General features: G+C 62.4%; 19 protein-coding genes. 11 read left to right on the top strand and 8 right to left on the bottom strand.

What is annotated here, in order from left to right:
• Positions 1-41: 41 nt before the first annotated feature.
• Both hdaA and HPQ62_RS06175 read right to left on the bottom strand, forming a co-directional pair.
• Positions 42-731: a DnaA regulatory inactivator HdaA gene (gene hdaA, locus HPQ62_RS06180; protein ID WP_174801648.1), complete on the bottom strand. Its 690-nt coding sequence runs from the start codon at positions 729-731 to the stop codon at positions 42-44.
• Entirely contained in the window at positions 728-1,855 is a 1,128-nt protein-coding gene (locus HPQ62_RS06175; protein WP_174801647.1) for an AI-2E family transporter, read from the bottom strand. The genes hdaA and HPQ62_RS06175 overlap by 4 nt, the downstream gene beginning before the upstream one ends.
• Before the next feature lie 269 nt (positions 1,856-2,124).
• On the opposite strand from HPQ62_RS06175, the gene purM reads away from it, so the two are divergent.
• Both purM and purN read left to right on the top strand, forming a co-directional pair.
• A complete protein-coding gene (purM, locus tag HPQ62_RS06170; protein WP_174801646.1) occupies positions 2,125-3,198 on the top strand; it encodes a phosphoribosylformylglycinamidine cyclo-ligase in 1,074 nt (357 codons plus the stop codon).
• Positions 3,195-3,848: a phosphoribosylglycinamide formyltransferase gene (purN, locus tag HPQ62_RS06165; protein WP_174801645.1), complete on the top strand. Its 654-nt coding sequence runs from the start codon at positions 3,195-3,197 to the stop codon at positions 3,846-3,848. The genes purM and purN overlap by 4 nt, the downstream gene beginning before the upstream one ends.
• A 46-nt stretch (positions 3,849-3,894) precedes the next feature.
• On the opposite strand, the gene HPQ62_RS06160 is transcribed toward purN, so the two are convergent.
• On the bottom strand, positions 3,895-4,542 hold the full coding sequence (locus HPQ62_RS06160; protein ID WP_174801644.1) for an MBL fold metallo-hydrolase: 648 nt from the start codon (positions 4,540-4,542) through the stop codon (positions 3,895-3,897).
• 119 nt (positions 4,543-4,661) lie between these two features.
• Here HPQ62_RS06160 and HPQ62_RS06155 point away from each other — a divergent pair, with 119 nt between their 5' ends.
• From HPQ62_RS06155 to HPQ62_RS06145, 3 genes are all read left to right on the top strand, one after another.
• Positions 4,662-5,150 (top strand): MarR family winged helix-turn-helix transcriptional regulator, encoded by a 489-nt coding sequence (locus HPQ62_RS06155; RefSeq protein WP_174801643.1) that lies wholly within the window; start codon positions 4,662-4,664, stop codon positions 5,148-5,150.
• Entirely contained in the window at positions 5,150-5,845 is a 696-nt protein-coding gene (locus tag HPQ62_RS06150) for a response regulator (protein ID WP_174801642.1), read from the top strand. The genes HPQ62_RS06155 and HPQ62_RS06150 overlap by 1 nt, the downstream gene beginning before the upstream one ends.
• A gap of 78 nt (positions 5,846-5,923) precedes the next feature.
• Positions 5,924-7,288: an ATP-binding protein gene (locus tag HPQ62_RS06145; protein ID WP_174801943.1), complete on the top strand. Its 1,365-nt coding sequence runs from the start codon at positions 5,924-5,926 to the stop codon at positions 7,286-7,288.
• 45 nt (positions 7,289-7,333) lie between these two features.
• On the opposite strand, the gene HPQ62_RS06140 is transcribed toward HPQ62_RS06145, so the two are convergent.
• From HPQ62_RS06140 to HPQ62_RS06130, 3 genes are all read right to left on the bottom strand, one after another.
• Positions 7,334-8,113 (bottom strand): SDR family oxidoreductase, encoded by a 780-nt coding sequence (locus HPQ62_RS06140; RefSeq protein ID WP_174801641.1) that lies wholly within the window; start codon positions 8,111-8,113, stop codon positions 7,334-7,336.
• A 10-nt stretch (positions 8,114-8,123) separates the two neighbouring features.
• Positions 8,124-9,272: a galactonate dehydratase gene (gene dgoD, locus HPQ62_RS06135; RefSeq protein WP_174801640.1), complete on the bottom strand. Its 1,149-nt coding sequence runs from the start codon at positions 9,270-9,272 to the stop codon at positions 8,124-8,126.
• A 106-nt stretch (positions 9,273-9,378) separates the two neighbouring features.
• On the bottom strand, positions 9,379-10,266 hold the full coding sequence (locus HPQ62_RS06130) for an aldose 1-epimerase (RefSeq protein WP_174801639.1): 888 nt from the start codon (positions 10,264-10,266) through the stop codon (positions 9,379-9,381).
• 298 nt (positions 10,267-10,564) lie between these two features.
• Between HPQ62_RS06130 and HPQ62_RS06125 the strand changes: the two genes are divergently transcribed.
• The 6 genes from HPQ62_RS06125 to HPQ62_RS06100 all read left to right on the top strand — a co-directional run bounded on the left by HPQ62_RS06125 (position 10,565) and on the right by HPQ62_RS06100 (position 16,658).
• Positions 10,565-11,341 carry a FadR/GntR family transcriptional regulator gene (locus HPQ62_RS06125; protein WP_174801942.1) on the top strand — a complete coding sequence of 259 codons (777 nt, stop codon included), beginning with the start codon at positions 10,565-10,567 and terminating at the stop codon, positions 11,339-11,341.
• A gap of 90 nt (positions 11,342-11,431) precedes the next feature.
• Positions 11,432-12,412 (top strand): arabinose ABC transporter substrate-binding protein, encoded by a 981-nt coding sequence (locus HPQ62_RS06120; protein WP_174801638.1) that lies wholly within the window; start codon positions 11,432-11,434, stop codon positions 12,410-12,412.
• 73 nt (positions 12,413-12,485) lie between these two features.
• Positions 12,486-14,003, top strand: coding sequence for an L-arabinose ABC transporter ATP-binding protein AraG (araG, locus tag HPQ62_RS06115; RefSeq protein WP_174801637.1), 1,518 nt, complete (start codon positions 12,486-12,488; stop codon positions 14,001-14,003).
• Between the two features lie 5 nt (positions 14,004-14,008).
• Entirely contained in the window at positions 14,009-14,959 is a 951-nt protein-coding gene (gene araH, locus HPQ62_RS06110; protein ID WP_174801636.1) for an L-arabinose ABC transporter permease AraH, read from the top strand.
• A 143-nt stretch (positions 14,960-15,102) separates the two neighbouring features.
• Entirely contained in the window at positions 15,103-16,044 is a 942-nt protein-coding gene (locus HPQ62_RS06105) for a 2-dehydro-3-deoxygalactonokinase (protein WP_174801635.1), read from the top strand.
• Complete coding sequence (locus HPQ62_RS06100) at positions 16,041-16,658, top strand: 2-dehydro-3-deoxy-6-phosphogalactonate aldolase (RefSeq protein ID WP_174801634.1); 618 nt, start codon at positions 16,041-16,043, stop codon at positions 16,656-16,658. Before HPQ62_RS06105 ends, HPQ62_RS06100 begins: the two co-directional genes overlap by 4 nt.
• A gap of 68 nt (positions 16,659-16,726) precedes the next feature.
• Here HPQ62_RS06100 and HPQ62_RS06095 read toward each other — a convergent pair whose 3' ends face one another.
• Both HPQ62_RS06095 and HPQ62_RS06090 read right to left on the bottom strand, forming a co-directional pair.
• Positions 16,727-18,436, bottom strand: a complete 1,710-nt coding sequence (locus HPQ62_RS06095) for an aldehyde dehydrogenase family protein (RefSeq protein ID WP_174801633.1) — start codon at positions 18,434-18,436, stop codon at positions 16,727-16,729.
• Positions 18,433-20,067, bottom strand: coding sequence for a long-chain-fatty-acid--CoA ligase (locus tag HPQ62_RS06090; RefSeq protein WP_174801632.1), 1,635 nt, complete (start codon positions 20,065-20,067; stop codon positions 18,433-18,435). The genes HPQ62_RS06095 and HPQ62_RS06090 overlap by 4 nt, the downstream gene beginning before the upstream one ends.

Here is a 20,067-nt window from a genome sequence, read left to right as displayed (position 1 = left end):
TCTCACGTGTCGAGAAACGATCAGGCTTTTCACGCAGCGCGTCAGAAGGTTTCACGCTCCGTCAGCACCTCGGCGGCAAGCGCACGGGTGATGCGGCGGCCGCGCGACAGCGCCAGCTTGTCGATCGCATCGACGATCTGGCTTGCTGCATCGAGCGAGCGCTCCATGCGCGTCACGATATAGGCAACGAGGCGATCATCGACCTCCAGCTGACGGTCGGCGAACAGCTTGAAGATCACCTGTTTCAGCAAGACATCGTCCGGCGGACCGATCTCGACGGTGGTCGCTGCGGCAAGCCGGGATTTGAGATCCGGCAGGGTGAGCTGCCAGAGCTGCGGCAGCGAACGGGCCGTGATCAACAGGGTGCCGTTATGCTGGCGTACGGTGTTGATCAGGTGAAACAGACCGGTCTCGTCAAAGGGCACGCGATCGGCATCCTCGAACAGGAAAGCGCCCTGGCGCGGCGCGATCGGCCGCCCCTCCCGAAGCTCCTCCGTCACGACCCGCGCCTGGCTCAAACCCTTCCAGATCGTGGAGAGGTGGGTCTTGCCGGAACCCGGCGGCCCGACCAGAACGGTCACGGGCGTGCGCCAGACAGGCCAGCGGTCGATCAGATCGATGGCCGGCATGATCGAGGTCGAGATCAGCAGGTGGTCCCGATCGGCAGCGGGATCGTGCCCGAGCGCCAGCGGCAGCTGCAAGGTCTTGTCACGAAGCACGGTGAGGCTCACTTCCCTTCTTCAACGACCGGCGTCGGTTCATCGGCATGATGATCGATCCCGTCCCAGTAGAGATCGCTGGTAAGATACCGGTCGATCGCAAACCGGACGAGCACGCCGACAGCGGCAGAAACCGGAACCGCCACCAGAAGTCCGACGAAGCCGAACAGCACCCCGAAGGCGAACAAGGCGAACATCAGCCAGACCGGGTGCAGGCGGACACTGGAGCCGACAAGCTTCGGCTGCAGCACATTGCCCTCGAGAAACTGGCCGAACAGATAGATCCCGAAGATCAGCGCGATCATCCAGAAATCCGGCCAGAACTGGAACATCGCAACCCCCATCGACAGAATCAGACCGGAGGTCGATCCAAGATAGGGGATGAAGCTTACCAGCCCCGCGAAGATGCCGATCAGCGCGCCGAAGTTGAGGCCTGCGAGCGTGAGCGTGATCGCGTAATAGACCGCGAGGATGATGCAGAGCGAGCCCTGCCCGCGCACGAAGCCGGAAATCACCTCGTTGATCTGACCCGCGAGATAGCGCACGTCGTCAACCTGACCGCGCGGCACCCACTGGTCGATCTTCTTCACCATGCGGTCCCAGTCGAGAAGGAGATAGAAGGCAATGACGGGCGCGAGGACGAAGAAGGAGACCAGATTGATCACCGCCATCGACGAGCTCCAGATCTGCCCGAAGACTGTACCTGCGATGGAAGCGCCGTTGGACAGCATGTTGCCGAGATTTTTGCTCACCGATGCAAGCTGGTCATTGGCCCATGCAATCACGCGGGAGAACTGCGTGGTCTCGAGATACCGCTCCAGTTCGTACATGTATTTCGGGAACTGCTGGGCGATCTCATATGACTGTTGCACCAGGAGCGGAATGAAGAGCAGCAGGACCGCAATCACCAGGATCAGGAAGAACAGCATGATGGTTGTGGTCGCCCACAGCCTGTTGAAGCCGATCTTTTCCAGCCGGTCTGCGATCGGATCCAGGAAATAGGCGAGCGCCATGCCGGCCACGAACGGCAGCAGGATGCCGCGGAACACGAACAGAAAGAGCGCGACGAAGGCAGCAAAGAGCAGCCAGAAATAGATCTGCCTGCGCAAGCCCGCGGCACTGATCCGACCCGCCATGAAAAAAACTCCCGCTCCGGTTCGCGCTCTGGCGATGATGGCTTAGACCCGGCACTTTAAAATTGCCGGCTTACCCGTTTGTTGAGTATCCCGCACCCAGCGTCAAGCACCAACGGCAGGCAGACGCGCCGTTCCCCGATATCCACCGATGAAATTCGGTTTCTGGCGGCGTTATCTGTCGAAATCGGTTGCGGGATCCGGCTACACACTTGCATCATGCAAAACTCCATGCAATGCCCGGCTTTGACTTTTGCATGAGGGATCGCCCCATGAGCGAAACGCGGAAAAACGGCCTCACCTACAGCGATGCGGGCGTCGATATCGATGCCGGCAATCTTCTGGTCCAGAAAATCAAGCCGGCTGTCAAATCGACGCGGCGTCCGGGCGCCGATGGCGAAATCGGCGGCTTCGGCGGCCTGTTCGACCTCAAGGCCGCAGGCTTTACCGATCCGGTGCTGGTGGCCGCCAATGACGGCGTCGGCACCAAGCTGAAGATTGCAATCGAAGCCGGCAAGCACGATACGGTCGGCATCGACCTCGTTGCCATGTGCGTCAACGATCTCGTGGTGCAGGGCGCGGAGCCGCTGTTCTTTCTCGACTATTTCGCGACCGGCGCGCTCGATCCGGATGAAGGCGCCACCATCGTCGAAGGCATCGCCGAGGGCTGCCGCCAGGCCGGCTGCGCACTGATCGGCGGCGAGACGGCGGAAATGCCGGGCATGTATTCCAAGGGCGATTACGACCTTGCAGGCTTTGCGGTCGGGGCGGCCGAACGCGGCGCATTGCTGCCATCCGAAAACCTCGAAGAAGGCGATGTGATCTTCGGCCTCGCCTCTTCCGGCGTTCATTCCAACGGTTTCTCGCTGGTGCGCCGGGTCGCGGAACTGAATGGCCTCGGCTGGCAGGCCCCTGCCCCGTTTGCGCCCGGCAAGTCGCTCGGCGAAGCGCTGCTGGAGCCCACCCGCATTTATGTGAAGCCGCTCCTTGCCGCCATCCGCAAGACCGGCGCGATCAAGGCGCTCGCCCACATCACAGGCGGCGGCTTCCCAGAAAACATACCGCGCGTTCTCCCGGCAACGCTTTCCGCCGAGATCGACCTTGAGGCGATCACCGTGCCGTCCGTATTTTCCTGGATCGCCCGCGCCGGCGGCGTCGCCCCGGCCGAAATGATGCGGACCTTCAACTGCGGCGTCGGCATGATCGGCGTCTGCCGCAAGGACCAGCTTGAAGCTGTGCTTGAAGCGCTGCAAGGCGAAGGCGAAAAGGCCTTCAGGCTCGGACGCATCGTCGCCCGCAAGGAAGGCATGGAAGGCACCGTTTACAAGGGCATGATCGCGCTATGAGCGGAAGGAAACGCGTCGTCGTTTTCATCTCGGGCAGCGGTTCCAACATGGAAAAGCTTGCGGAAGCGGCCACCGCGCCGGATTTCCCTGCCGAGATCGTCGCCGTCATCTCCGACAAGCCGGAAGCAGGCGGCATCGCCAAGGCCGAGGCGCGGGGAATCGCGACCTTCTCGTTCGCGCGCAAAAGCTATGAGAACAAGCAGGCCCACGAGGCGGCCATTCTCGGCAAGCTTGCCGACATCGCGCCGGACTACATCTGCCTCGCCGGTTATATGCGGCTGCTGTCAGGCGACTTCATTCGCGCCTATCAGGGCAAAATCATCAACATCCACCCGTCTCTTCTGCCGCTGTTTCCCGGCCTCGACACGCATCAGCGCGCGCTTGACGCCGGCATGCGCCTTGCCGGCTGCACCGTGCATTTCGTGACCGAAGGCATGGATGAAGGCCCGATCATCGGACAGGCGGCGGTTCCGGTTTACCCGGATGATGACGCGGACACGCTTGCAAAGCGGATATTGACCGTCGAGCACAGGCTTTATCCCGCCGCGCTTGCGCGTCTTGCATCAGGCGAGGTGCGGATGGAAAATGGCAGCGCAATGTTAAAAACCGGCGCGGACGATCAGGGAAGCGGGCATCTGATCGTCGTCTGAAAGACGGCCGGCAAGGTCTGGAGGTGAAAACGCCCAGTCCAGCCGCTCAAATTCCCTTCAGGAACGGATTGTTGCGGCGTTCCTCGCCGATGCGGCCGCCCGGGCCATGGCCGCAGATGAAGCCGACATCGTCTCCGAGCGGAAACAGCTTGTCGCGGATCGAGGCAAGCAGCGTATCGTGATCGCCGCCGGGAAGATCGGTCCGGCCGACCGAACCGTGGAACAACACATCTCCGACATGGGCGAAATTCTGGGCGCGGTTGAAAAAGATGACGTGGCCGGGAGCATGGCCGGGCGTATGGAAGACCTCGAACAGATGGTCGCCGAAGCCGACGGTATCGCCATCCTTCAAAAAGCGGTCCGGGTAACAGTCGCGCACCATGCCTGTCATACCAAAGCGCTCTGCGCTTTCCTCGATGCTCTCCAGGATGAACCGATCATCTTCGTGCGGCCCGACGATCTCGATCCCCAGCCGCTCCTTCAGTTCCATTGCGCCGCCCGCATGATCAAGATGACCATGGGTAAGCCAGATCGCATTCAGCGCGATGCCGTTTTCCTCGATGGTCTGGATGATGACATCGACATCGCCTCCGGGATCGACGACCACGCCCTCCCGCGCTTCCAGATCGAACAGCACGGTGCAGTTCTGCTGAAGGGGGGTGACGGGAATGATCCCGGCCTGAAGTTGCGCCATAGACGTGATATCTCCCTTGTGGACCAACGGCTTCCATTTCCGTCGCGACCGTTTTAAACCTAACACAACACCTATGTCAGAGTTTACCTGATTTCAAACAGCGAGAAAGGAAACCGGTCTTGGGAGCGAAAAACCAGGCGATCCATCCCACACCGACCTCCGATCCTGTGGATGTCGCGGTCGTCGAACTGCTGTTTTTCGCCTATCGCGACTTCACCGCCGATCCGGATGCCATTCTGGGCGATATCGGCTTCGGTCGCGCCCATCACCGCGTCATCCACTTTGTCGGCAGCCGTCCCGGGATGAGCGTTGCGGACCTGCTCGACATCCTGCGCATCACCAAGCAGAGCCTTGCCCGCGTGCTGAAACAGCTGATCGACAGCGGCCATGTGTGCCAGACCGCAGGTCCGGAGGACAGACGGCAGCGGCGGCTCTACCTGACGGAGGAAGGCGAAAACCTCCGCAACGAACTGCTGTCTCCACAGCTTCGGCGCATCGACCGCGCCCTTGCCGGAATGGACCGCGATCAGCGCCGTGCGGTCAGCCAATTTCTCACCAGAATGTGCGACCATGATCCGGCCTCTGCCATGAACAACGGGAGCGATTGATGACAACCGACGTGGACGACGATGCCGCCCACCTGCTGATCGTCGATGACGACACCCGCATCCGCACGCTTTTGAAACGCTATCTCGGCGAGAACGGCTACCGGGTATCGACCGCCGCCGATGCGGCGGAAGCGCGCCGCAAGCTAGAAGGGCTCGATTTCGACATGCTCGTTCTCGACGTGATGATGCCCGGCGAAGACGGCGTTTCGCTTACCCGCCACCTGAGCGCCGAACGCCCGGTGCCCGTTCTGCTGCTGACGGCGAAGGCGGAAGCCGATTCCCGCATCGCCGGGCTCGAGGCGGGTGCCGACGACTATCTTGCAAAGCCGTTCGAACCGCGCGAACTGCTTCTTCGGATCAGCAACATCCTGCGCCGCGCCGATACGCCCAAGACGCCCGTCATCGAACAGGTCGTATTCGGGCCCTACTCGTTCTCGATTGCCCGGCGGGAACTGAAGAAGGGATCGACCCCGATCAAGCTTACCGACCGTGAGCAGGATATCATGACCATGCTGGCCGAAAAGGCGGGCGAGACGGTTGCGCGCTACGATCTCGTCAGCAGCGCCAGCGAAATCAACGAACGCACCATCGACGTCCAGATCAACCGGCTCCGCCGCAAGATCGAGGTCGACCCGGCAAACCCGCTCTATCTTCAGACCGTCCGCGGTATCGGATACCGCCTCAGCCGGGATTAGGACTTGGAACTCTGGCCAGCCAGCATGAAGGACGCCTGCGAACGCGCCGCTGACGCCATCAGGGCGCGGACGCGCGCGATGGTGCGCCTGCCGGGCCTTCGCCATATCGCGGGCGCCTACAAGGTCGTCGCCCGCTGGACCCACCACCGGGTTCCGCGCGGCCTGTTCGCTCGCTCGCTGCTGATCATCATCATTCCGATGCTGCTGCTGCAGGCCGTGGTGGCAACCGTTTTCATGGAACGCCACTGGCAGATGGTGACGCGCAGGCTTGCCGATGCCGTCACCGGCGACATCGCCGCCATCATCGACCTGATCGATGCGACCGACGGCGCCTATGATAACGAGATCATCTCGATCGCCGCCCGCGACATGGGGCTTCGCGTCGCCTTCGAGCCGGGCGCGGGTCTGCCGCCGCCACAGCCCAAGCCGTTCTTCGGCCTTCTGGACCAGGTTCTGGCCGAGCTGATCTCGGCCAAGATCGGCCGCCCGTTCTGGATCGACACGCTCGGCGATTCGAGCTTCGTCGAAATCCGCATCAAGCTCGATGACGGCATCCTTCGCATCTTCGCCCGCCGTTCGATGACCTACGCCTCGAACACCCATATCTTCATTCTCTGGATGGTGGGCACCTCGCTGGTGCTGATCGGCATCGCAACGCTCTTCCTGCGCGGCCAGATCCGGCCGATCCTGAAGCTGACGAAGGCGGCGGAGGATTTCGGCAAGGGCCACCGCTCGGAAGTGCCCTACACGCCGCGCGGCGCCATCGAGATCCGCCGCGCCGGCCTCGCCTTCATCCTCATGCGCGAGCGCATCGAGCGTCAGATCGAGCAGCGCACCACCATGCTGAACGGCGTCAGCCACGATCTGCGCACCATTCTTACCCGCTTCAAGCTGCAGCTTGCCCTGATCGGCGACAGTCCCGAGGTAGAGGGCCTCAACGAGGATATCGAGGAGATGCAGAAGATGCTGCAGGGCTATATCGACTTTGCCCGCGGCGATGCAGAAGAGACCACGGGGACCGCAAGCCTGTCGCAGATCTTCAAGCGTCAGCAGGATGATTTCGAGCGCTCCGGAAAGGAACTCGCCTACAGCATTGTCGGCGAAGACGAGGTGGCGGTCAGGCCGAACGCCTTTGGCCGGTTGATCGCCAACCTCGCCTCCAACGCCAAGCGGCATGCACAAAGGCTGGAGATCACCGCCATGCATGGCGAGCGATGGCTGACGGTGACCTTCGACGACGACGGTCCGGGCATTGCCGCCGACATGCGCGAGGAAGTGTTCAAGCCGTTCCTGAGGCTGGACAACGCCCGCAACCTGGATTCGTCCGGCACCGGTCTCGGGCTCGCGATCGCACGCGACATAGCCCGCTCTCATGGCGGCAACGTCACCCTATCGGACAGCCCGCTCGGCGGATTGCGCGCAACGATCACCATCCCCTGCTGAGCAGAACGGCGCCTGCCACCTAGAGGGCTCGCCTGCCTGCCCGCCTCACGCCGGATGCTGCTGCACACTCAGGCCGCCATCGACGGTGAGGCAGGTGGCGTTCATGAACGGACATTCGTCGGAAATCATGAACACCGCCGCCATCGCGATCTCCTCCGGCGTCGCGATCCTTCCGCCGGGATGAAGCTTCATGGTCTCGGCCTTGGCCGCTTCCGGATCGGGAAAGCTCGCCCAGTAATCGAGAACCTTCTGCGTTGCGACATAGCCCGGCGCAAGCGCGTTCACCCTGATGTTGCGGTCGGCATATTCCAGCCCGAGCGATTTCGTCATGCCGAGCAGCGCATGCTTTGCCAGCGGATACGGAAAGGTGTGGCGGATGATGGTGAAGGCATGGGTCGAGGCGATGTTCAAGATCACGCCGCCTCCGGCTTCGATCATGCCGGGCAATGCCGCCTTGCAGCAGTTCCAGGCGCCCTTGAGGTTGATATCGAAGCAGCGATCCCATTCCGCCTCGGATGTCTCGAGCGGTTCGGCAAAGACATTGACGCCGGCATTGTTGATGAGGGCATTGACCGGCCCGATCTCTTCTGATGCTTTCGCCATGGCATCGGTGATGGCTGGCACGTCGGTGATATCTGCAGACATGAACCCGACCGTCGCCCCTGCCTGCCGCAGAGCCTCCGCCTCCCGTTTTAGAAGCGGCTGATCACGATCGACGAGAAACACGGCAGCATCTTCCCGCGCCACTGCACGGGCGATTGCAAGGCCGATGCCCTGCGCAGCGCCCGTCACAAATATCCGTTTTCCTTCAAGCCTGCCGGTCATGATCTTCTCCTCACCACTCGGCGAAACTGCCATCTTCATGGCGCCAGATCGGGTTGCGCCAGCGATGGCCCTCGCGCGCCCGCGCGATCACATAGTCCTCGTCGATCTCGACGCCGAGGCCGGGCCCCTGCGGAATGGCCACGAAGCCATCGGCATATTCGAATACATCCTTGTTCGAGATATAGTCGAGAATGTCATTGGCCTCATTGTAATGGATGCCGAGGCTCTGTTCCTGGATGAAGGCATTGTAGGAAACCGCATCCACCTGCAGGCAGGCCGCAAGCGCAATCGGGCCGAGCGGACAATGGGGGGCGAGCGCCACATCATAGGCCTCGGCCATGGCCGCGATCTTGCGGCATTCCGTGATACCGCCGGCATGGGACAGATCCGGCTGGATGATATCGACATAGCCGGCCTCGAAGACCGGCTTGAAATCCCAACGCGAATAGAGCCGCTCGCCCAGCGCGATCGGGGTCGAGCAGTGGTTGGCGATTTCCTTCAGCGCTTCCCTGTTTTCCGAAAGCACCGGCTCTTCGATGAACATCAATTTGAAGGGTTCGAGCTCCTTCGCCAGAACCTTTGCCATCGGCTTGTGCACACGACCGTGGAAATCGACGCCGATGCCGATATGCGGGCCGACCGCCTCGCGGATGATGGCGATGGTTTCGACCGCCTTTTCGACCTTCTCATTGCTATCGACGATCTGCATTTCTTCGCAGCCATTGAGCTTGATCGCCTTGAAGCCACGGGCGACGACATCTTTCGCATTGGCAGCGACATCGGCCGGACGGTCGCCGCCAATCCAGGAATAGACCTTGATCCGGTCGCGCAGCTTGCCGCCGAGCAGCTGATGCACCGGCTGGCCGAGCGCCTTGCCCTTGATATCCCAGAGCGCCTGATCGATGCCGGCGAGCGCCGACATGTGGATTGCCCCGCCCCGATAGAAGCCGCCGCGATAGAGCACCGTCCAGTGGTCCTCGATCAGGAACGGATCCTTGCCGATCAGATAGTCCGCCATCTCCTCGACCGCCGCCTGAACGGTCAGCGCACGCCCTTCGACGACCGGTTCCCCCCAGCCGCAGATGCCTTCGTCGGTCTCGATCTTGAGGAAGAGCCAGCGCGGCGGCGCGAGATAGGTCGTGAGCTTTGTGATCTTCATGACTGGTTCCGATCAGAAATGTATGGGCAAACCGCCTTGCGGGCGGCGTAAAGAACGACGCGGCATGGGCCGCGCGAAATCGCGAAAACACGAGACAGGTTGACGATCATAGTCCCTCCGGCCTCAACAGGATGCTGCCGGTCAACCTTTGTCCGGGATCAAGAGGTACAAGCCCGCCGAGATCCGGAAGATTGTGGCCGTTTGCCAGATGCGACATCGGCTCGAAGCAGAAATAGTCGCGCCGATATGACGGATCGAAGGCGGTATCGGACACGAACAGGAAGGCATGCTTGAACAGCGGATCGGCGCTGATCGCAAGCTTCGTCGCGCGCTCCGGCCATGCGATTATCGCTTCGCCCGACCAGCCTTCCAGACCATTGTTGACCCAGCGCTCTGGCAGGGACGATGGCGTGCTGAAATCGAGTTCGGCCGGAGGCAGGATCGGCTCGCCGGGCAGGAAGCCCTCCGCCTCGGTCCAGAGCCTTGCAGCCGGCGCATGAAGCGTGGTTGTGGGCGTCATCGGAAAGAATGGATGCCAGCCGAGCCCGAAAGGCAGCCGCATATCTCCACGGTTTTCGACGGAAAGCGTCATCCGGAGTGCGCCGTCTTCCAGCGCAAGTTCCTGGCGGGCCTCATAGGTATAAGGCGTGTCACCGCCTGCATGGCTGAAGCGCATCGCGATATGGGCGGGACCGCGATCTGCGACCGACCACTCCGCCTGCCAGCCTTCGCCGTGAAGATAGAGCGGGTCCCACGCTGTGTTGGGTGTTAAAACATGTTCGCGGCCTTCGAAGGTGAAGCGGTTATCGCGCACCCGGTTGCCGAAGGGCACAAGCGGATAACAGGATGAACCAAGCGCGCCATCCTCCGGAACGGCAGGCCGCAACAGCGGCACGCGCGCACCGTCCTCCTCCAGCCAGAAGCCGAGCAGAACGCCGCCGGCCGTCGATGCCGTCACGGACAGCGCGCCGGAACTGATGTCGATCACCGCCATTCACACATCCCTCGCCGCGACAAGTCCTATTCTCCCGCTTGCCGTACACGCCGGCTCCCATCACACGCAAGACTGGCGTCAGCCCTACGCGCCCTGACGCAAACCGTTTGCCGACAGAGGTCCGAACCTTATAACGGGCCGTTTCAAAGTCAATTTATAAATAGTATTTATTTTGGAATTTGAATGAAAGAGACATATCGATCATATTACAGAAAGAAGACATCCAGACCAGCCATGCTTGCGCGATTCTGGCTGAATGAAGACCCGGAGCCGAGAGAACACAGTGACAAACGAAGCAATGGTTCAAATTCTGACGGAAGACGGCGCGCCGATCGCAAAGCGCGGCAAGCGCAGCGTCCGCGAGGCGCTTCTGCAATCGCTTGTAGAACTGATCGTTTCCGGCACATTTGCCGAGAACGCCACCCTGCCGAACGAGATGGAGCTGACGGAACGCTTCGGCGTGAGCCGCACCAGCGTGCGCGAATCGATGCAGTATCTCTCAGCCCTCGGCATGGTCCGCTCGCGCACCCGCGCCGGGACGATCGTACTGCCCCGGGAAAACTGGAATTATCTTGATCCGATCGTACTCAACGTGATGCTGAGCATCGGCGCCGACGACGCCTTCTATTCATCGCTGATCGATGCCCGGCAATTGCTGGAGCCTGCAGCGGCGGCCCAGGCCGCGGCCAATGCCAACGCCCGCCAGCTTTACCAGATCGCCAAGGCGTTCGAGGACATGGTGGAGGCGAACTCGCGCGACAATGAGGAATGGAGCCGCGCCGATCTCGAGTTTCACACCGCCATCATCAATGCCAGCGGCAACTGGGTCTACCGCCAGTTCGCGAGCGCCATAAGGGCGGCGCTTCTCGCAAGCTTCCGCCTTACCAACCGCGCCAGCCAGTCGCACGAACAGGCGATCCTTGCCCATCAGGACGTGCTCGAAGCGATCCGCATGCGCAGGCCCGATGCCGCACGCCATGCCATGGAACAGCTCATCGGCGTCGCGCGCAGCGAAATGACCGACGCGCTGCGCCGGACCAGAATGGCTGCGTCCGCGTCTGATAAAAATCGATAAATAATCATACATAAATATTGACCGGTATGATATTTTCTGGATATCTGGCGACACCGCACACGGAGGCTTGCGGATCAGAGGAGACTTAACATGCGTTCACTCAAGGCAATCGTCATCGCCAGCGCCCTCGCCATGATGGCGAACGCGGCCTGGGCCGAAGACGTCAAGATCGGCTTCGTCGTCAAGCAGCCGGAAGAACCCTGGTTCCAGGACGAATGGAAATTCGCCGACCAGGCCGCCCAGGAAAAGGGCTTCACGCTGGTCAAGATCGGCGCCGCCGATGGCGAGAAGGTCCAGTCTGCCATCGACAATCTCGGCGCACAGGGCGCCCAGGGCTTCATCATCTGCGTTCCCGACGTCAAGCTCGGCCCCGGCATCGTCGCCAAGGCTGCCGCCAACGATCTGAAGCTGATGACCGTTGACGACCGTCTGGTCGGCGCTGATGGACAGCCGCTCGAAGATGTGCCGCATATGGGCATTTCGGCAACCAAGATCGGCGAGACCGTGGGCGAAGCCATGGTCGAGGAAATCAAGGCCCGCGGCTGGGACATGAAGGATGTCGGCCTGATCCGCGTCTCCTACGACCAGTTGCCGACCGCCGTCGACCGCGTCAACGGCGCAACCTCGGTGCTCGAAGCTGCAGGCTTCCCCGCCGCAAACATCTTCGACGCCCCGCAGGCCAAGACCGACACGGAAGCAGCGCTCAACGCCGCAACGACGGTTCTGAACCAGCATGCGGACATCAAGTACTGGGTCGCCGTCGGCCTGAATGACGAGGCCGTGCTCGGCGCCGTGCGCGCCACCGAATCCGTCGGCATTCCGGCCGAAAACGTGATCGGCATCGGCATTGGCGGCGCAGAGTCGGCGATCAACGAGTTCAACAAGCCCTCGCCCACCGGCTTCTTCGGCACCGTGATCATCTCGCCGAAGCGTCATGGCTATGAAACCGCCGTCAACATGTATGACTGGATTGCCAATGACGAGGAGCCGCCGATGCTGACGCTGACCTCCGGTTCGCTGGCTCTGCGCGACAACTACAAGCAAGTCCGCCAGGACCTCGGCATCGAATAACCCTCGACAAAACGCACAGGCATCCCGGCAGCGCTAGCTGCCGGGATCATTCCTTATTCCATGCGGGGCGATGATGGCCTTCCTAGAATTTTCAAACATCTCGAAGGGGTATCCGGGGGTTCAGGCGCTCTCAGACATCTCCTTTTCTGTCGAGAAGGGCGCGGTCCACGGCCTGATGGGCGAAAATGGCGCCGGCAAGTCCACGCTGATCCGGATCCTCTCCGGCGACCAGCCGGCCGATACCGGGACCATCACGATCGACGGCCAGGCGCAGAACTACCGCTCGGTCCGCGACGCCTTTAATGCCGGCGTGATCGTGATCCATCAGGAACTGCAGCTCGTCCCCGAACTGACGGTCGCTGAAAACCTCTGGCTCGGCCGCTTTCCCGCCCGCTCCGGCATTATCGACCGCCGGACGCTGATGGATACGGTGCGCAAACGGCTCGACGAGATCGGCATCGACGTCGATCCGTCCGCCAAGGTCGCAACCCTTTCGATCGGCGCCCGCCAGATGGTGGAAATCGCCAAGGCGGTGATGCTGGATGCCCGGGTCATCGCGCTCGACGAGCCGACATCGTCGCTGTCGTCGCGCGAAAGCGAAGTCCTCTTCGCCATGATCGAAAAGCTCAAGGCGAAGGGCACCGTCATTCTCTACGTTTCCCATCGCCTCGACGAAATCTTCAGGCTTTGCGACAGCATGACGGTGCTGCGCGACGGCAAGCTTGCCGCCAACCACACGCGCCTTGCCGACACCAGCCGCAGCCAGATCATTTCCGAAATGGTCGGGCGCGAAATCAGCAATATCTGGGGCTGGCGTGAACGCGCGCTCGGTGAAACCCGCCTCACCGTCGATCAGCTTTCCGGCGCGAAACTGCCCGAGCCGATCAGCTTTTCCGTCCGCAAGGGCGAGATCCTCGGCTTTTTCGGCCTGATCGGCGCCGGCAGAAGCGAGATGGCCCGCTTGCTCTATGGTGCAGATAGCCGCTCCGGCGGCACCGTCTCGATCGATGGCGAGACGGTCGCACCGAACGATCCCAAGCGCTCGATCAATGCCGGCATGGTTCTCTGCCCGGAGGACCGCAAGTTCGAGGGCATCATCCAGGGCCGTTCGATCCGGGAGAATATCGCGATCTCCTCGCGGCGGCATTTCTCGCCGATGGGCATCCTCAACACCCGCAAGGAGAGCGCGCTGGCGGACACCTATATCGCCAAGCTGCGCGTACGCACCCCGTCGGCGCGTCAGGATATCGTCAATCTCTCCGGCGGCAACCAGCAGAAGGTGATCCTCGGACGCTGGCTTTCCGAACAGGGCATCAAAGTGCTCGTGATCGACGAACCCACGCGCGGCATTGATGTCGGCGCCAAGTCCGAAATCTACGAAATCCTCTATGAACTCGCATCCTCCGGCATGGCGATCATCGTCATTTCCAGCGAACTGCCGGAAGTGATGGGAATTTCCGACCGCATCATGGTGATGTGCGAAGGCCGGGTTGCCGCCGATGTGCCGCGCGCGGCATTCGACGAGCGCGCGATCCTCACCGCCGCCCTGCCCGACAAGAGCACCGCCGGCGCAAACTCCATTCAGGAATGATCTCGATGAACTCCTTCAAAAAGATACTTCTCGGCGACCAGGGACTCGTCGTTATCTTCGTCATCGCCTTCGCGATCGTGTCGCTGCTGGTTCCGAACTTCCTCAGCGAGCGCAACATGCTCGGGTTGCTGCAATCGGTCGTCACCATCGGCATCGTCGCCTGCACCATGATGTTCTGCCTCGCCTCGCGGGATTTCGATCTTTCCGTCGGCTCGATCGTCGCGTTTGCGGGCATGATCGCGGTGATGGTCTCCAACGCGACCGGCTCGATCCTGATCGGCATTGCAGGCGCGCTTGTCGCAGGCAGCCTCGTCGGTTTCTTCAACGGCGTGGTGATCGCCCATTTCCGGATCAATGCGCTGATCACGACGCTTGCGACGATGCAGATCGTGCGCGGCTTTGCGCTGATCGTGTCGGATGGCCGCGCGGTCGGCATCAACGATCCCAACTTCTATCAGCTGGCGCTTTCGCGCTTTCTGACGATCCCGACGCCGATCTGGGTCATGGCCATCCTGTTCGTGATCTTCGGCTTCGTGCTCAACCGCACGGTTTTCGGCAAGAACACGCTGGCCATCGGCGGCAATCCGGAAGCCTCGCGGCTTGCCGGCGTCAACGTCGCGCGCATGCGGATCTGGATCTTCACGCTGCAGGGCCTGGTCTGCGCCATTGCCGGCATCCTGCTTGCCTCGCGCATCACCTCCGGCCAGCCCAACGCCGCCAATGGACTTGAACTGTCGGTGATCTCCGCCTGCGTGCTCGGCGGTGTCTCTCTTGCCGGCGGCAGGGCAGCGATGATGGGCGTGATCGTCGGCGTGATGATCATGGGGATTGCGGAAAACGTGATGAACCTGCTGAATATCCAGGCCTTCTACCAGTATGTCGTACGCGGGGTGATCCTGCTGCTCGCCGTGCTGCTCGACAATCTGCGCTCTGCGGCAGCCCGCGGCAAAAGCTGACCGGCGATGGCTGAGCCCGATGCGACGTGCGATGACGGTCCAGCCGTCGGGGCACAGGCGTTCTGGCGGCGCGATAGGGCGCGTGCGGCGTTGCAGAACACCGTTCCGCCGGCTAACACCGGACCATCAACGAGGCAGGGCTCATGACAGAGACGCTTACCGCCATTCTCGACTGGGGCACGAGCGCGCTGCGCGCCACGCTGATTGCCGCCGATGGCCGGGTACTGGACCGGCGCGAGAGCAAGAGCGGCGGCATCCAGTACGTTGAAGACGGGAATTTCGAGGCTGCGCTCTTCCGGTTGATCGGCGACTGGTTTGACGCCCATGGCCCCTTCCCCGTTGCCGCGTGCGGCATGATCACCAGCCGCAGCGGCTGGGTCGAAGTGCCCTATGTCGATGCGCCGGCGGGTGTGGCCGAACTTGCGGCAGGCGCCCGGCGCATCACGCTTCAAAACGGTGCGAAGATGACGTTCTTGCCGGGCATGCGCGATCCCGCCGCGAGACCCTTTCCCGATGTCATGCGCGGCGAGGAAACCCAGATCGTCGGCTTCGGTCTTGCGCGGGACCGCACGCTGGTGCTGCCGGGCACCCACAGCAAATGGGCGCGGATCGAACATGGCAGGATTGCCAGCTTCCAGACCTTTGCGACCGGCGAGATCTTCGCGCTTCTGACGCGGCACTCCTTCATTGCGAAGGCCCCCGACCCCGTGCCTGGCAGCACGCCGGTCTGGCAGGCCTTCGACCGCGCCGCCCGCTTTGCCGCAAGCGATGATCCGGGCGCAAAGGCGCTGCTTGCCGCATTCTTCAGCGCCCGCAGCGGACTTCTGGCAGGCGCGCTCCAGCCCGGCGACATCTTCGATTACGTCTCGGGCCTCTTGATCGGATCCGAGTTCCGGCAGGCCCGGGCGGCGGGCTGGCTGCATCCGGGCGAGGCGATCGGCATCATCGGCAATCAGGTGATGAACGAACGCTATGGCCGGGTCGCGGCCCTTTTCGGGCTCACCGTCGAGCCCGGCCCCGACGAGGCCGCCATGCTCGGCGTCAGGATCATTGCCGAAACACCAAAACAGGACAAACAGTCATGACCCTTTCCGAAGCGCTGAGCGCCTGCAATCTGATCGCCATTTTGCGCGGCATCCGGCCGGAAGAGGCCGAGGCGATCGGAGAGGCACTTTTTGCGGCCGGGTTTCGCATCATCGAGGTGCCGCTGAACTCGCCCGAACCGCTGAAGAGCATCGCGACGCTGCAGGCCCGCTTCGGCGACCGCGCCCTGATCGGCGCCGGCACGGTTCTGACACCGGCGCAGGTGGCCGATGTCGCGGCGACCGGCGCAAGAGTGATCATCTCTCCCAATGCCAATCCCGCCGTAATCGAGGCGACTGCAGCGCGCGGCATGATCAGCCTGCCGGGCGTCGCAACCCCGAGCGAGGCCTTCGCAGCCATTGCAGCGGGCGCAACCGGCATCAAGGCATTTCCGGCAGAGGCCATTCCCCCTGCGGTCATCAAGGCGTGGAAGGCGGTGCTTCCGAAGGAAATCCCGGTGATGCCGGTCGGCGGCATCACACCTGAAAACATGCAGGCCTATCTCGAGGCCGGGGCCGCTGGTTTCGGCATCGGCGGCGCGCTTTACAAGCCCGGGATGACTGCCGAAACCGTGGCGGAAAAGGCAAGGCGCTTTATCGCAGCCCGGCGCGACTGAGACGGTTTGGCAGGCGTGCGCCATGCTGCAGAAGCCCCGCAGCGCACGCGCCTCTCCCCCGGTCCGCCTCAGCCCTGAAGCGCATTCAGGAACAGGCCCGGGATCTTAGACCAGCCGGGCCGGTACTCGAACTCGGTCAGTTGCCGGCCCAGCCTGTCAGCGCGCTTGTTGGTGATGAACCAGGGCGGCTTCGGCAAAAGGGTCATCCGCCCCGAAAGCAGGCTCCACGGGAAAGGCTCCCACGGCGCTTCGATCACCGTGCGCTCGGGCGCTGAAAACATGTAGCTGTTGTGCACAGTGCCGATGCCGCTCTGGACATCTTCCGGCGTGTGACCGGGAAACGCGCCCCACGGACACTGGCTGAGCAGGAAGGCGAGCCCCGTCCAGGCATTGATGGCGATCGTGCCGTAGCGCAGTTCCGCGATCAGCGCCTCGAACCTCTGTTTGCCAAGCGCCCGGCGGGTGGTCGGATGGATCAGGATATTGGCACCGAGCGTGCCATGCAGTGTATCATTGGCATAGGCGATCGCCTCGCGCAGATAGGTCTCCACATCCAGGCTGTCGATTTCGTGGATGCTCATGGCAGGCGCGAATATTTCGGTCTCAGTGAACCAGGGATCCTCATCGGCATTGGTGATGATGCAATCCGGACCATCCTTGCGCATGATCGTTTCCCTGATCTTGCCATGGGCGGCAAAATCCGCCAGCCGGTCGTCTGCGCCGGGATAATAGCCCGGGCGCGACGAGGCCGCGATGGCTGCCATCGTCTCGCGCATGAGATCGCTTTTCAGCCGCCAGCCCGAAGGCAGGATCAGAACCTGGCAGGCCACGCAGTTGAAGCCGCTATTGTGCATTTTCTGCGTCGCAAGATTTTCCGCCTGAAACCGGATGTCGCGCTTGGACCAGGGTCCCGGAACGACGATCGTGGGGCAGACCGCGCCGAGCTCGGAAGTGAAGCGGCGGTTGTTCTTCGGCGTTCCGGCCTTCCTGTTGGCCGCGGCCTCCTCGCCGCGCCCCCAGACGATTGCGTCATGGGTGGCGCCTGCGCCCGTGATATGGAGTTCGCTCACCAGCGGATGCTCGGAAAGATACCCTCCCTCCGCGCCACCCCCCGTGACGATCCGGAGCGCATCACGGTCGATCAGCGGTTTGAGCGCGGCCGTCAGCATCGGCAGCAGATAGTCGTTTACCGGGTTCAGCTTCAACAGCACGACCTGGTTTTCCAGAAACAGCTTCTGGAAGCAATCGAGCGGCGCGATCGCGGCAATGTTGCCGGCGCCGAGAACCAGGGCCACCTTGCCCTGGCGCTGCTCCAGAGGCGTATCATAAAGGGTCGCAACGTGGTCTGCGAGATTTTCGACCATGACATGTTTCTGCATCCAGACTTCCGCCTTGATGCCCGACAACAGCAGCCGGTCCCAGATATCATGCGGCGTCACGGTGACGGCGAGCTGGCCGCTTACCGTCTGGCGCATCTTCAGGCGGTCGAGAAAGGCCTTGCCCTCCAGCTCGGAAAGCGTTTCGATCAGGCCGTTGCAGGCCCGCATCAGCGCAAAGGGACCGCTGGTCCACTCCTCTCCCGCAAGCGGCGAACCGTCCGGGATGCGCTTGCCCTTGACGGCTGCCGCGACCCAGTCCCCGACAACCGGATGCAGCGCTTCCTTGACCTTGCGGAGCAGCGTGATCCGTTCGGCAACCGAGGTGCGCGCCCATTCTTCCTTGGCCGCGTCGAGGGTCGCGAGATCGCGATCAAGCTCGCTGAACATCATGGCGTTCATGACAGGACCTTTCGAAGGACGAGAACATCGCCATGGCTCTCGCGCAATGCCGTCTTCAGCATCTTGCCGGCGCCATTGATCGGAATGCTGTCGACGAAGACGACCGCGTCGGGAACCTGCCAGGATGTCACCTTGCCCCTGAAATGGGCGATAAGCTCGTCCTCTCCGATCTGCGAACCTTCGGCTCTCACCGCAATGATCACCGGGCGCTCGCCCCATTTCTCGTCTCTGGCTGCAATCGCTGCCGCCATTTTCACGCCGGGGTGAGAGACGGCGATATTTTCGAGCTCGACGGAGGAAATCCACTCGCCACCGGATTTGATCAGGTCCTTCGACCGGTCGCGAATGGTCATGAAGCCGTCGGCATCGAGGGTGGCGATATCGCCGGTGTCGAACCAGCCATCCTGTGTCACTGCACGCTGCGCGTGCCCGAAATAGCTGTCGACCACCCAATGACCGCGCACCTGAAGCTGGCCGCGCGCCACGCCATCCTGCGCCTGCTCGACACCGTTCTCGTCGACGATCCTGAGATCGACGCCGAAGGGCGGGCGGCCCTGGCTGCAGCGCAGCGCCGTCATCTCCTCCTCAGGGAGCAGATCATGCTTGGCCTTTGGCTGGTTGATGCTGCCGAGCGGCGAGGTTTCGGTCATGCCCCAGGCGTGAATGGTGTCACAGCCAAATTCCGAACGGAACGCGTCGATCATCGCCGGCGGACAGGCCGCTCCGCCGACAATCGTGCGCGCGAGCGAGGGAAGGCTGCTGCCCCGCTTGCGGGCCGCCGCGAGCAGCCCTTGCCAGATGGTCGGCACACCGAGCGCGAGCGTCACACGGTAGGTGTCGATCAGGTCGATCAGGCTGTCACCATCAAGCCCCGGGCCTGGCAGCACGAGCGTTGATCCCGTCATCGCGGCCGCATAGGGCACGCCCCAGGCATTGACGTGGAACATCGGCACCGCCGGCAGCACCACATCCCGCGCCGACAGGTTCATGGCGTCGGGAAGCGATATCGAAAAGCTGTGCAGCATCGTGGAGCGATGAGAGTAGAGCACGCCCTTCGGCAGGCCCGTTGTCCCCGATGTGTAGCAGAGCGATGACGGCAGGCGCTCATCGAGCGCCGGCCATCGGTAATCATCGTCAACCGCGTCGACCATCAGATCGAGAAACATCAGGCCGGAGAGCGCTTCTGCCGCCGCCTCGTCGCGCTCGCCGAGCAGGATGAAGTGCTCGACCGTCGGAACATGGGCCTTGATGCCGACGATCAGCGGCAGAAAGGTCCTGTCGAACATCAACACGCGATCGCCCGCATCGTTGATGATCAGCGCCAGCTGCTCGGGCGAGAGGCGCGGGTTGATGGTGTGGCACACCAGCCCGCTGCCCGAGACGGCGAACCAGGTCTGCAGATGCCGACGGTTGTTCCAGGCAATCGTCGCAACGCGGTCGCCGACATTCAGGCCGAGCGCCAGAAGCGCGCTTGCCTGCCGCCGCGCACCGCGGTCAAGCTGCCGCCAGTCGGTCTGCGTCACCTCGCCTGACGTCTCGCGAGAAATGATTGCGCCGTCGCCGTGGTAGCGCGCGGCGTGGCTGATCAGATCGCTGATGATCAGCGGGCGTTCCATCATCTTTCCAAGCAT

The sequence above is a fragment of the Martelella limonii genome (genome assembly GCF_013344475.1).
In the GTDB taxonomy this organism is placed as follows: domain Bacteria; phylum Pseudomonadota; class Alphaproteobacteria; order Rhizobiales; family Rhizobiaceae; genus Martelella; species Martelella limonii.
The sequence above is the reverse complement of the archived record's forward strand: the minus strand, read 5'-3'. Positions and strand labels throughout refer to the sequence as shown.